The organism is Microbacterium oxydans, assembly GCF_000956525.1.
Lineage (GTDB): Bacteria > Actinomycetota > Actinomycetes > Actinomycetales > Microbacteriaceae > Microbacterium > Microbacterium oxydans_A.
Genome location: NZ_JYIW01000026.1, coordinates 138927 through 151047 on the forward strand (window position 1 = coordinate 138927; position 12121 = coordinate 151047).

Annotated in this window: 13 protein-coding genes and 2 tRNA genes; 13 read left to right on the forward strand and 2 right to left on the reverse strand. The window is 66.9% G+C overall.

All coding sequences use genetic code 11. The features are described from left to right. Positions 1-73 precede the first annotated feature (73 nt). On the forward strand, positions 74-322 hold the full coding sequence (gene secG / locus RS83_RS13215; protein ID WP_029261623.1) for a preprotein translocase subunit SecG: 249 nt from the start codon (positions 74-76) through the stop codon (positions 320-322). Continuing rightward, positions 322-675 carry an RNA polymerase-binding protein RbpA gene (locus tag RS83_RS13220; protein ID WP_045280005.1) on the forward strand — a complete coding sequence of 118 codons (354 nt, stop codon included), beginning with the start codon at positions 322-324 and terminating at the stop codon, positions 673-675. Before secG ends, RS83_RS13220 begins: the two co-directional genes overlap by 1 nt. A gap of 65 nt (positions 676-740) precedes the next feature. Here RS83_RS13220 and RS83_RS13225 read toward each other — a convergent pair whose 3' ends face one another. Next, positions 741-1955 (reverse strand): hypothetical protein, encoded by a 1215-nt coding sequence (locus tag RS83_RS13225; RefSeq protein WP_045280006.1) that lies wholly within the window; start codon positions 1953-1955, stop codon positions 741-743. 102 nt (positions 1956-2057) lie between these two features. Further along, a tRNA-Gly gene (locus RS83_RS13230) sits at positions 2058-2131 on the reverse strand. 110 nt (positions 2132-2241) lie between these two features. On the opposite strand from RS83_RS13230, the gene RS83_RS13235 reads away from it, so the two are divergent. The 11 genes from RS83_RS13235 to RS83_RS13285 all read left to right on the forward strand — a co-directional run bounded on the left by RS83_RS13235 (position 2242) and on the right by RS83_RS13285 (position 12100). Then, a tRNA-Pro gene (locus tag RS83_RS13235) sits at positions 2242-2315 on the forward strand. Positions 2316-2377: 62 nt separating this feature from the next. Continuing rightward, entirely contained in the window at positions 2378-3859 is a 1482-nt protein-coding gene (tig, locus tag RS83_RS13240; RefSeq protein WP_045280007.1) for a trigger factor, read from the forward strand. Between the two features lie 71 nt (positions 3860-3930). Continuing rightward, complete coding sequence (locus RS83_RS13245) at positions 3931-4413, forward strand: tetratricopeptide repeat protein (protein WP_045280008.1); 483 nt, start codon at positions 3931-3933, stop codon at positions 4411-4413. 79 nt (positions 4414-4492) lie between these two features. Beyond that, entirely contained in the window at positions 4493-5089 is a 597-nt protein-coding gene (locus RS83_RS13250) for an ATP-dependent Clp protease proteolytic subunit (protein WP_045280009.1), read from the forward strand. A gap of 20 nt (positions 5090-5109) precedes the next feature. Further along, positions 5110-5751 carry an ATP-dependent Clp protease proteolytic subunit gene (locus RS83_RS13255; protein ID WP_045280010.1) on the forward strand — a complete coding sequence of 214 codons (642 nt, stop codon included), beginning with the start codon at positions 5110-5112 and terminating at the stop codon, positions 5749-5751. 154 nt (positions 5752-5905) lie between these two features. Further along, positions 5906-6841: a sugar-binding transcriptional regulator gene (locus RS83_RS13260; protein ID WP_045280011.1), complete on the forward strand. Its 936-nt coding sequence runs from the start codon at positions 5906-5908 to the stop codon at positions 6839-6841. A gap of 29 nt (positions 6842-6870) precedes the next feature. Beyond that, positions 6871-7839 carry a deoxyribose-phosphate aldolase gene (deoC, locus tag RS83_RS13265; protein ID WP_419760996.1) on the forward strand — a complete coding sequence of 323 codons (969 nt, stop codon included), beginning with the start codon at positions 6871-6873 and terminating at the stop codon, positions 7837-7839. 10 nt (positions 7840-7849) lie between these two features. Continuing rightward, positions 7850-9292 carry an aldehyde dehydrogenase family protein gene (locus tag RS83_RS13270; protein ID WP_045280012.1) on the forward strand — a complete coding sequence of 481 codons (1443 nt, stop codon included), beginning with the start codon at positions 7850-7852 and terminating at the stop codon, positions 9290-9292. Continuing rightward, positions 9289-10140: an aldehyde dehydrogenase family protein gene (locus RS83_RS13275; protein ID WP_045280013.1), complete on the forward strand. Its 852-nt coding sequence runs from the start codon at positions 9289-9291 to the stop codon at positions 10138-10140. Before RS83_RS13270 ends, RS83_RS13275 begins: the two co-directional genes overlap by 4 nt. Before the next feature lie 158 nt (positions 10141-10298). Continuing rightward, entirely contained in the window at positions 10299-11567 is a 1269-nt protein-coding gene (gene clpX, locus RS83_RS13280) for an ATP-dependent Clp protease ATP-binding subunit ClpX (protein ID WP_045280014.1), read from the forward strand. After that, positions 11564-12100, forward strand: coding sequence for an NUDIX hydrolase (locus RS83_RS13285; RefSeq protein WP_052679117.1), 537 nt, complete (start codon positions 11564-11566; stop codon positions 12098-12100). Before clpX ends, RS83_RS13285 begins: the two co-directional genes overlap by 4 nt. Positions 12101-12121 lie beyond the last annotated feature (21 nt).

The window sequence follows — 12121 nt, forward strand, 5'->3', positions numbered from 1 at the left end:
GGGCTTCGGCCCCGCTGCACCGTATACTTGACCGTTACGGGGGCGCTCCTGCCCCAGCGAAAGGCTCTTTCTCGTGGCAATTCTTGAGTTCGTCCTGCAGGTGGTGCTGGGTATCACCAGCGTCCTGCTGACTCTCCTCATCCTCCTGCACAAGGGGCGCGGCGGCGGTCTGTCCGACATGTTCGGCGGAGGCATGACCTCGGCGGTCGGTTCATCCGGCCTCGCCGAGCGGAACCTCAACCGGTTCACTGTCGTGCTTGCTCTGACGTGGTTCGTCGCGATCGTGGCACTGGGCCTCATCACGAAGTTCGAGGTGATCTGATGGCGACCGGTGGCAACGCAATCCGAGGTACTCGTGTCGGTTCCGGCCCCATGGGGGAGCAGGACCATGGGTATCACGCAGACCGCATCGCGGTGACGTACTGGGACGGGCTCGGCAACGAGACCACCCGCTACTTCGCTGCGGGTCTCCCTGAAGAGGAGATCCCGGAGACGATCGATCACCCGCAGTCAGGTCTTCCTGCAGGTCGCGACAAGGCGAACCCTCCGGCTCTCGCGAAGGCGGAGCCGTACAAGACGCACCTCGCGTATGTGAAGGAGCGTCGCACCGACGAAGAGGCCGTCCAGCTTCTCGACGATGCACTGACCCAGCTGCGCGAGCGCCGGGGTCAGTGACCTCCATCTGACACGAGAACGGGGCCGCCGCGAGTGATCGCGACGGCCCCGTTCCGCGTTCTCCCTCAGCGGCAGCCGGCTGCTGCGTCGATGTAGCTCTGCGGCGGATAGCCGTACGCCCAGACGCCGTTCGCGTCGTCGTTGTAGCCCATGCTGATCGCCCACGCGGTGGCCCACTTCTCGATGCTGTCCTGCGTCGACGCGTCGTACATGTCGGCGCATTTGACGCTGATCGCGTGCCCCACCTCGTGCACGACGAGTGCTTTGCTCCGGTCGGCCGGCCACTGCTCGGCGACAGAGTTGGAGAGCAGGATCACCGCACGTCCTGGTTCATCCCACCACCAGGTCGTGTAGCCGCCCATGCCCCCGTCGTCGCCGTATCCGTTCACGATCGGGGCCCAGTCGAACTCGAGCAGCACGCCGGGGGCGATGGAGCGAGCGAACGCCTCGATCTCGAGGCGGGCGTTGTACAGCGGCCCCGCCTTCTCGGCGAGTTCAGCGTTCTCGGACTCGATGAGCTGCGCCGCCGCAGTCTGCAGGGTGCCGAAGCCGTCTGCCGCCTGCTGGTCGATCACGACCGTGGTGCTCGCGACTTCAGCCGCCTCGCGCAGTGCGATGACGTTGTCGTTGCGTGCAGAGATGTGCGCGGACTCGAGTCCGGTGGCGTTCGCCGCCGCGACGCTGAGCGTCGTGAGACCTGCATCGGTCAGCGACGTCGTGGCACTGTCGATCTCCTCCGACTCCTCGCTGAGACGTGCGGTGAGAGCGTCGAGCTTCTCGCGGTCAGCCGTGAGCGCGTCTGCCTCGCCGTACAACTCCCAGAACCAGGTCGGCTTCTCGCCGGGGGAGGGGATCGGCTCGGCGAGCGTGCTCTCGGCGGCTGCGGCGACCTCGGATGCCGAGGCGCCTGCCGAAGCGAGTGCTTCATGCGTCGCCGCGTCGACGAGCGCACCGGTATCGCTCTCGAGGATGAGGGTCGCGGCATCCGTGCTGCTCACCAGCACCTCGTTCGCATCGCGCACCGTGGTCTTCGCATCGGACGCGGTGGTGGCGGTGTCGCGGAGCTGGGCTTCGGCATCGTCGTAGCGCAGGTTGGAGGTCAGTTGGAGTGCTCCGATCGCCACGACCGCGACGACGGCGCCCAGGATTCCGAACAGGAGACCGGTGTGCTTCTTGCGGGTCTGCGGCGCCGGCGACGGCGAATCGGAGAATCGAGCGGGGAGCGCATGACCGCCGGGCGCGCCATCGAATCGGTTCTCGCTCGGGCTCGCCTCGGTCACAACATCCTCCCCAAGCCCGCGCACGGGACCAGCGCCGACCTTGCGAGAAGTCTAGTCAGGAAGCAGAGAAGCCCTCGCTGACAGCGAGGGCTTCTCTGATGGTGGAGGGGCTGACGAGAATCGAACTCGCATCATCTGTTTGGAAGACAGAGGCTTTACCACTAAGCTACAGCCCCGGATCCGAGTCACTGTCGTGACGTGGAAACCGACCTCTCGATCATAGCGGACTGTCGAGGGCGCTCGCGTCCGTTAGACTCGTTGGGGCTGAATCTGCATGCGGATTCCCCGGGGCGTAGCTCAGTTTGGTAGAGCGCCCGCTTTGGGAGCGGGAGGTCGCAGGTTCAACTCCTGTCGCCCCGACACGGCTCGACAAGCCTTCAAGCCGCGTGTCAGCGCGGAAACCACAAGGAGAACACACCAGCATGGCGAACAGCACCGTCGAGAAGCTGACCCCGACCCGGGTCAAGCTCAGCATCACGGTCACCCCGGACGACCTCAAGCCGAGCATCGCTCACGCATATGAGCACATCGCTCAGGACGTCCAGATCCCCGGATTCCGCAAGGGCAAGGTCCCCGCGCCGATCATCGATCAGCGCATCGGACGCGGCGCGGTCATCGAGCACGCCGTCAACGAGGGCCTCGACAAGTTCTTCCGCGAGGCGAGTGCAGAGCACAAGCTCCGCGTCGTCGGCCGTCCCGCAGCGGACATCACGCAGTGGCCGAACGAGAAGGACTTCTCGGGCGACCTGCTCGTCGACATCGAGGTGGACGTCCGCCCCGACATCGAGCTCCCCTCGTACGACGGCATCACCGTGACCGTCGACGCCGTCGAGGCGGATGACGCAGCACTCGACGCCGAGCTCGACAACATGCGCGCCCGCTTCGGCACGCTCGTCCCCGTCGACCGCCCCGCGGCCAAGGGTGACTTCGTCGAGCTGGACCTCGTCGCCACGATCGACGGCGCCGAGATCGACCGCGCCGAGGGCGTGTCGTACGAGGTCGGCTCCGGCGAGCTGCTCGAGGGCATCGACGACGCGATCGAGTCGCTCACCGCTGGTGAGGACACCACGTTCCGTTCAGCCCTCGTCGGCGGCGACCACGCCGGTTCCGAGGCCGAGGTCTCCGTGAGCGTCAAGGCCGTCAAGGAGCGCGAGCTTCCCGAGGCGGACGACGAGTTCGCGCAGATCGCGAGCGAGTTCGACACGATCGCCGAGCTGCGCGCCAGCCTGGCTGAGCGCGTCGCACAGCAGGGCGTGTTCACGCAGGGCTCGGCCGCCCGCGACAAGCTCGTCGAGGCGCTGCTCGAGCAGATCGAGATCCCGGTGCCGCCGAAGCTGATCGAGGACGAGGTGCACAACCACCTCGAGGGCGAGAACCGCCTCGAGGACGACGTGCACCGCGCCGAGGTCACCGAGGCGAGCGAGAAGCAGTTCCGCACGCAGGTGCTGCTCGACACGATCGCCGAGCAGGCCGACGTGCAGGTCTCGCAGGAGGAACTCAGCCAGTACCTCGTGCAGTCCGCTGCCCAGTACGGCATGGCTCCCCAGGAGTTCGTCGAGGCACTGCAGTCGTCGAACCAGCTGCCGGCCCTCGTCGGTGAGGTCGCGCGTAACAAGGCGCTCGCGATCGCACTCGGCAAGGTGAAGGTGGTCGACACCAACGGCAAGCCCGTCGACCTGTCGGACTTCATCGTCACGGACGATGAGGCAGAGGCAGCAGACGAGGCTCCGGCCGAGGAGAAGCCGGCCAAGAAGGCTCCGGCCAAGAAGCCCGCCGCCAAGAAGGCTCCGGCCAAGAAGGCTGACGCTGCCGAGGCTGAAGAGCCCGCAGCCGAGAAGGCCCCGGCCAAGAAGCCTGCGGCCAAGAAGGCACCCGCGAAGAAGGCCGCCGACAAGGCGGAGTGATCGCGAAGCGATTCTGAGAGGGGCGGATGCTGCGGCATCCGCCCCTCTTTCGTCACAGGAGGAGGACGAACATGAGCAACTGGAATGACCGGATCGCCGAGATCTGGGCCGACGACACGCTGAATGACCAGGAGCGGATCGAGCGGATCGATGCCGTTGCCGCCGAGCGGCCGGACGGCGACGCACGGGCACTGTTCGAGCGCGCTGGCGCACGCGATTCCGCCGGTATCGAGGCCGAGGCCGAGCCGCTCTACCGCGCGGCGCTGACCGCAGGACTCGATGACGAGCATCGTCCACAGGCCGTGATCCAGCTCGCCAGCACCATCCGCAATCTCGGACGTGTCGAGGAGTCGCTCGAGATGCTGCGCGCGGAATACGAGCGTGGCGGGTCCTTCAAGGATGCCGCCGCGGCGTTCTACGCTCTCGCGCTGGTGTCGCGCGGTGATGCCGTGCAGGGAGCTGCGATCGCACTCACCGCGCTCGCGCCGCACCTGCCCAGGTACACGCGATCGGTCACCGGATACGCGAGTGAGCTCACCGGGCCGCCACGCTGATATGCCGACGGCGAACACGGCCTGAGCGCCACGTCGTCGCCGGTAGATTCGAAGCACGAACACGGAAACAGGAGCTGAAATGGCTGCAGAACCCCTTGTCGCGACGAGCGTCTTCGACAGGCTGCTGAAGGATCGCATCATCTGGCTTGGTTCAGAGGTGCGTGACCAGAACGCCAACGAGATCTGCGCGAAGATCCTTCTTCTCGCCGCGGAAGACTCAGAGAAAGACATCTACCTCTACATCAACTCGCCCGGTGGATCCATCACCGCAGGCATGGCGATCTACGACACGATGCAGTTCGTCCCGAACGACATCGTGACCGTCGGTATCGGCATGGCGGCATCGATGGGCCAGCTGCTGCTCACCAGTGGCACCAAGGGCAAGCGCTACATCACGCCGAACGCACGTGTTCTGCTGCACCAGCCGCACGGTGGCTTCGGCGGCACCTCGAGCGACATCCAGACGCAGGCGCAGCTCATCCTCTCGATGAAGAAGCGCCTCGCCGAGATCACGGCATCGCAGACCGGCAAGTCGGTCGAGCAGATCAACGCCGACGGAGATCGCGACCGCTGGTTCACGGCGGACGAGGCCCTCGAGTACGGCTTCGTCGACCACATCCGCGAGCACGCCAGTGATGTCACGGGCGGCGGCGGCACCGCGGACGACGCAGAATAATCCGGATTCGAGAGGACACCATGTACACGCCCACTTTCCAATCCGCAGGCAACATGCCTTCCAGCCGTTACGTGCTCCCGCAGTTCGAGGAGCGCACGGCATACGGGTTCAAGCGTCAGGACCCCTACAACAAGCTCTTCGAAGACCGCGTGATCTTCCTGGGTGTGCAGGTCGATGACGCGTCGGCAGATGACGTGATGGCACAGCTGCTCGTCCTGGAGAGCCAGGATGCCGAGCGGGACATCACGATGTACATCAACTCGCCCGGCGGCTCGTTCACGGCGATGACGGCGATCTACGACACGATGCAGTACGTCGCGCCGCAGATCCAGACGGTCGTGCTCGGCCAGGCGGCGTCCGCTGCATCCGTGCTGCTCGCGGCCGGCGCGCCGGGCAAGCGTCTCGCACTGCCGAACGCACGTGTGCTGATCCACCAGCCCGCGATGGGCGAGGCAGGACAGGGCCAGGCATCCGACATCGAGATCCAGGCGGCGGAGATCCTCCGCATGCGCACCTGGCTCGAGGAGACCATGTCCAAGCACACGGGCCGCCCGGTCGAGAAGGTCAACCGCGACATCGACCGCGACAACATCCTCTCGGCCGAGCAGGCGCTGGAATACGGCATCGTCGATCAGGTGCTCACCACGCGCAAGCGCGTCTGAGGCACGTTCACGAAGGGGCGGCAGTCATCACGACTGCCGCCCCTTCGTCGTGCGTGCGGCAGATGTGCACGCCATTCGGGGCCATCTGCTCATGTGAGCAGAACGATGCACGGAAGGGCGATCCGCCGTACGCTGATCATGGAAGGAGGATGCCGTGAACGAAGAACTGCTGATGGTCCGGATCGCCGAGCTGTACTACGACGAGGACAAGACCCAGGACGAGATCGGCGCCCTCCTGAAGGTATCGCGCTGGAAAGTGGGCCGTCTGCTCACGCAGGCGCGCGAACGCGGCATCGTCCGCATCGAGATCGTGCACCCTCGCGCCCGCCGTCTCGGCCTGGAGCGCCTGCTGGTCGAGCGCTACGGCCTTGCCGAAGCCGTCGTCGTGCCATCGCCGGACGGCGACGAGGGCACGCTCGAGCGCGTCGCGCAGGCTGCCGCCGACTACCTCACGGCGCTCCGTCCCGTTCCCCGCACGCTCGGCGTGAGCTGGGGGCGCACGCTGCGCGCCGTCGCCGAGGCGCTGCCCGACGGCTGGGCCAGCGGTGTCACGGTCGTGCAGCTGAACGGGGGAGTGAGCCTCAACCGCCGCTCCGGCGGCGCCGCGGGTCTTGCGGTCACGATCGCCCAGCGGGCCTCCGGCCACGTGTCGCTGCTGCCGAGCCCGGCGATCCTGGAGCGCGTCGAGACCAAGCAGGCGATCGAGGCTGATCGCACGGTCGCCGGCATCCTCGAGGAGGCGGCTGAAGCGCAGGCGTTCCTGTTCACCGCGGGTCCGAGCGATGCGAGCTCCGCCCACGTCGAGAACGGCTATCTCTCCGTCGAGGACGTCGAGGAGCTTGCCCGTCGCGGAGCGGTCGGGGACGTCCTCGGGCGCTACGTCGACGCCGAGGGCAACATCGTCGACTCGCAGCTCGACGCCCGCACGGTCGGAGTGGGCCTGGATCGCCTGCGCGCAGCGCAGCGTGCGATCTTCGTCACCGCCGGCCGGGCCAAACATGACATCGCGCGCACGGTCGTCGCCAGCGGCCTGTGCAGCGTTCTGGTAACCGATGAGACCACAGCACGAGCATTGTTGGAGGAACAGTGACGACCCAAGAACTGAGCCGCAGGACGGCGGTGGATGTCCTCGGCGGTGAGCCGGACGACGCCACGCTGCGCCGCTTCCTGCACGGACTGCCCGGCGTCGACGCGGTCGGGCTGGAGCAGCGCGCTGCCGGCCTCGGCACGCGTTCGATCAAGACGACGTCGAAGGCCTGGGCCCTCGACACGATCATCAAGCTGATCGACCTCACCACGCTCGAGGGCTCCGACACCCCCGGCAAGGTGCGTTCGCTCGTCGCCAAGGCGAAGAACCCGGATGCCGCTGACCCGTCGACCCCGAAGGTCGCCGCCGTCTGCGTCTACGGCGACATGGTCGGCGACGCGGTGACTGCGCTCGGCGCGATGCACGGAGACCCCGACGACGGGCTGATCTCGGTGGCCGCCGTCGCGACGGCGTTCCCGAGCGGACGCTCCTCGCTCGCGATCAAGCTGGCCGACACGGCAGAGGCCGTCGCGGCCGGTGCCGACGAGATCGACATGGTGATCGACCGCGGGGCGTTCCTGTCCGGTCGCTACGGGCTCGTCTACGACCAGATCGCCCAGGTCAAGGAGGCCTGCCGTCGTGCGGACGGCTCGTTCGCCTCGCTCAAGGTGATCCTCGAGACCGGCGAGCTCAACACCTACGACAACATCAAGCGGGCCTCCTGGCTCGGCATCCTCGCCGGTGGCGATTTCATCAAGACCTCCACCGGCAAGGTGCAGCCGGCAGCGACGCTGCCGACCACGCTGCTGATGCTCGAAACCGTGCGCGACTGGTACCGCGGGACGGGCGAGAAGATCGGTGTGAAGCCGGCCGGCGGAATCCGCGCGTCGAAGGATGCCGTGAAGTACCTCGTCACCGTCGCGGAGACGGTCGGCGAGGAGTGGCTCCAGCCGCACCTCTTCCGCTTCGGCGCATCGAGCCTGCTGAACGACGTGCTGCTGCAGCGTCAGAAGCTCACCACCGGCCACTACTCCGGCCCCGACTACGTCACGATCGACTAGGAGCGCACATATGTCATTCCTGGAATACGCGCCGGCTCCCGAGTCCACCGCGCTCCTGAACCTCAAGGACAGCTACGGCCTGTTCATCGACGGCGAGTTCGTCGACGGCAGCGGCGACAGCTTCACCACCATCTCGCCGGCGACCGAGCAGCGCATCGCGGAGATCGCTTCGGCCAGCGACGAGGACATCGACCGTGCCGTCGCTGCAGCCCGCCGTGCGTACGAGAAGACCTGGTCGAAGATGAGCGGCCGCGACCGCGGCAAGTACCTCTTCCGCATCGCCCGCCTCGTGCAGGAGCGCGCTCGCGAGCTCGCGGTCGCCGAGAGCCTCGACAACGGCAAGCCGATCAAGGAGAGCCGCGACGTCGACGTGCCGCTCGTCGCCTCCTGGTTCTTCTACTACGCGGGATGGGCCGACAAGCTCGATCACGCCGGCCTCGGGGCGAACCCCCGTGCGCTCGGCGTCGCCGGTCAGATCATCCCGTGGAACTTCCCGTTGCTCATGCTCGCGTGGAAGCTCGCCCCGGCTCTCGCAGCCGGCAACACCGTCGTGCTCAAGCCCGCAGAGACCACGCCGCTGACCGCACTGATCTTCGCGGAGATCCTGCAGCAGGCCGACCTGCCAGCAGGTGTCGTGAACATCGTCACCGGCGCGGGCGCCAGCGGGGCATCGCTCGTCCGTCACCCCGACGTCGACAAGGTCGCCTTCACCGGCTCCACCGGCGTGGGGCGCGACATCGCCCGTGCGGTTGCAGGCACGAACAAGAAGCTCACGCTCGAGCTCGGCGGCAAGGCTGCGAACATCGTCTTCGACGACGCGCCGATCGACCAGGCTGTCGAGGGCATCGTCAACGGCATCTTCTTCAACCAGGGGCACGTCTGCTGCGCAGGCAGCCGTCTGCTCGTGCAGGAGTCGATCCACGACGAGGTCATCGACCGACTCAAGTCGCGTCTGTCGACGCTGCGTCTCGGCGACCCGCTCGACAAGAACACCGATATCGGAGCGATCAACTCCGCCGCCCAGCTGGCGCGCATCCGCGAGCTCAGCGACATCGGCGAGGCAGAGGGCGCCGAGCGCTGGACCGCGGACTGCGCGATCCCGGACAAGGGCTTCTGGTTCGCCCCGACGATCTTCACCGGCGTCGAGGCCTCTCACCGGATCGCTCGCGACGAGGTGTTCGGCCCAGTGCTGTCCGTGCTCACCTTCCGCACGCCGGCCGAGGCGATCGCAAAGGCGAACAACACCCCGTACGGCCTGTCCGCCGGTATCTGGTCGGACAAGGGATCGCGCATCCTCGCGGTCGCCGACCGTCTGCGAGCAGGCGTGGTGTGGGCCAACACGTTCAACCGTTTCGACCCGTCGAGCCCGTTCGGCGGATACAAGGAGTCCGGATACGGCCGCGAGGGCGGACGCCAGGGCCTCACCGCGTACCTCAAGGGAGCCGCATCATGAGCAAGCGACTGACCGTGCCGAAGACGTACAAGCTCGCGATCGGCGGGGCGTTCCCGCGCAGCGAGTCCGGCCGCACCTACGAGGTGCTGTCGCCGAAGGGTGCGTTCCTCGCGAATGCCGCCCAGGGATCGCGCAAGGATGCTCGCGATGCGGTCGTCGCCGCACGCGCCGCAGTGAAGGGCTGGTCGGGTGCGACCGCGTACAACCGCGGACAGGTGCTCTACCGCGTCGCCGAGGTGCTCGAGGGCCGTCGCGCGCAGTTCATCGACGAGATCGTGGCACAGGAGGGCGTGTCCTCCTCCGCCGCGGCATCGCAGGTCGACGAGGCCATCGACCTCTGGGTCTGGTACGCGGGCTGGTGCGACAAGTACGCGCAGGTCGCAGGCAACGCGAACCCGGTCTCCGGCCCGTACTTCAACATCTCGGTTCCTGAGCCGACCGGTGTCGTCGCGATCATCGCGCCGCAGGATTCGGCGCTGCTCGGTCTGGTGTCGGTCGTGGCGCCTGCGCTGGTCGCCGGGAACACGGTCGTGGTGGTCGCGAGCGAGCGGCATCCGCTCTCCGCGATCAGTCTCGCCGAGGTGCTCGCCACCAGCGATGTGCCAGGGGGCGTCGTGAACGTGCTCACCGGCTCGCCGGCCGAGATGGCACCGTGGCTCGCCTCGCACCAGGATGTGAACGCGCTCGACCTCGCCGGCGCCGGCAGTCTCGACTGGGTCGACCTGCAGATCGCAGCCGCAGACACGCTGAAGCGAGTGCTCACGCCTGGCGACGTGGTCGCGTCTCCCGAGCGCATCACCGCGTTCACAGAGATCAAGACGGTGTGGCACACCAAGAGCATGGTCTGAGAGATCGGATGCGGAGGGGCCGGGGCGCGCGTGAGCGGGCCTCGGCCCCTCCGTCGTACTCCGACGCGTCACCTCCAAGTCCGCGCCAATGCGTCCTGGTGTCGGATGCAGCGGTTAGGCTCGGATGACGATCTCAGGATCCCCCTAGGAGGACGCGCATGGCCCGTATCGGTGAAAGCGCTGACCTGTTCAAGTGCTCATTCTGTGGAAAGAGCCAGAAGCAGGTGCAGCAGCTCATCGCTGGCCCCGGTGTGTACATCTGCGACGAATGCGTCGAGCTGTGCAACGAGATCATCGAGGAGCGGATGGCCGAGTCCTCCGCCGACGGTGTGGCCGAGTTCGAACTGCCCAAGCCCCGCGAGATCTTCTCGTTCCTCGAGGAGTACGTCGTCGGTCAGGAGCCGGCGAAGCGTGCGCTGTCGGTCGCGGTCTACAACCACTACAAGCGGATCCGCGCCCACGGCACACTGCAGACGGCCGAGCAGAAGGCCGAAGAGGTCGAGATCGCCAAGAGCAACATCCTCCTGATCGGACCCACCGGCTGCGGAAAGACGTATCTTGCGCAGACGCTGGCGAAGCGCCTCAACGTGCCGTTCGCGGTCGCGGATGCCACCGCCCTCACCGAGGCCGGCTACGTCGGTGAAGACGTCGAGAACATCCTCCTCAAGCTCATCCAGGCCGCCGACTACGACGTCAAGCGCGCTGAGCAGGGCATCATCTACATCGACGAGGTCGACAAGATCGCCCGCAAGGCGGAGAACCCCTCCATCACGCGCGACGTGTCCGGTGAAGGTGTGCAGCAGGCGCTGCTGAAGATCATCGAGGGCACGGTCGCCTCGGTGCCGCCGCAGGGTGGGCGCAAGCATCCGCACCAGGAGTTCCTGCAGATCGACACCACCAACGTGCTGTTCATCGTCGCCGGGGCGTTCGCCGGGCTGGAGGACATCGTCTCGTCTCGGGTCGGCAAGCATGGCATCGGCTTCGGCGCCCCGCTGCACGACAAGACCAAGGACCTCGACCTCTTCAGCGAGGTGCTGCCTGAGGACCTGCACAAGTTCGGGTTGATCCCGGAGTTCATCGGCCGTCTGCCTGTCGTCACCAACGTGTCGCCGCTGGACCAGGACGCCCTCATGGAGATCCTCACCGGACCGCGCAATGCGCTCGTGAAGCAGTACCAGCGCATGTTCGAGCTTGACGGCGTGCAGCTCGAGTTCGACGAGGAGGCGCTGCGGTCGATCGCCGATCTGGCCGTCGAGCGCAAGACCGGCGCACGAGGGCTCCGCGCGATCCTGGAAGACGTGCTCGGACCGATCATGTTCGAGATCCCCTCGGCCGACGACGTGGCAAAGGTCGTCATCACCCGCGCCTCGGTCGACGAGGGCGCGCCGCCGACCATCGTGCTGGAGCGCAAGCGCAAAAGCGCGTGACCGCGCGCCCCGAGCCCTGGCAGGTCGTCTCGAGCCAGGTCATCGTGGCGGATCAGTGGGTGCACCTGCGCGCGGATGACTGTCGAACCGTCGATGGCCGACGCATCGAGCCCTATTACGTCCTGGAGTACGGCGACTGGGTGTCAGTGCTTGCCCTCAACGTCGATGGTGATGCGATCCTGGTCGAGGAGTATCGCCACGGGGCCGGCGTCGTCGCGCTCGGCACCATCGGGGGTGGCGTCACGGCCGGCGAGGACGCGCACGATGCTGCGAGACGCGAACTGCGGGAGGAGACCGGTTACGAGGCCGCGGAGATGATCGACCTCGGGGACACGTGGGCGAATTTCGGGAACCAGACGAACCGTGTGCACCACTTCCTGGCGCGCGGGTGCGAGCGGGTCGGTGAGCAGTCGCTCGACGTCAACGAGACCATCGCGGTGCATGTGCTCCCGATGGACCATCTGGGTGACCGCCTGCCGCAGAGCTACCACCAGCTGACCTGGTTCAAGGCCCGGGAGTGGCTCGCCCGCTGACCTCGACTCGCTCGGCCGGGC

Bases quoted from the DNA above. Each gene is read 5' to 3' on its own strand.
- RS83_RS13220 (WP_045280005.1), top strand. From the start codon at position 322: ATGGCGACCGGTGGCAACGCAATCCGAGGTACTCGTGTCGGTTCCGGC.
- tig (WP_045280007.1), top strand. From the start codon at position 2,378: ATGGCGAACAGCACCGTCGAGAAGCTGACCCCGACCCGGGTCAAGCTC.
- RS83_RS13245 (WP_045280008.1), top strand. From the start codon at position 3,931: ATGAGCAACTGGAATGACCGGATCGCCGAGATCTGGGCCGACGACACG.
- RS83_RS13250 (WP_045280009.1), top strand. From the start codon at position 4,493: ATGGCTGCAGAACCCCTTGTCGCGACGAGCGTCTTCGACAGGCTGCTG.
- RS83_RS13255 (WP_045280010.1), top strand. From the start codon at position 5,110: ATGTACACGCCCACTTTCCAATCCGCAGGCAACATGCCTTCCAGCCGT.
- RS83_RS13270 (WP_045280012.1), top strand. From the start codon at position 7,850: ATGTCATTCCTGGAATACGCGCCGGCTCCCGAGTCCACCGCGCTCCTG.
- RS83_RS13275 (WP_045280013.1), top strand. From the start codon at position 9,289: ATGAGCAAGCGACTGACCGTGCCGAAGACGTACAAGCTCGCGATCGGC.
- clpX (WP_045280014.1), top strand. From the start codon at position 10,299: ATGGCCCGTATCGGTGAAAGCGCTGACCTGTTCAAGTGCTCATTCTGT.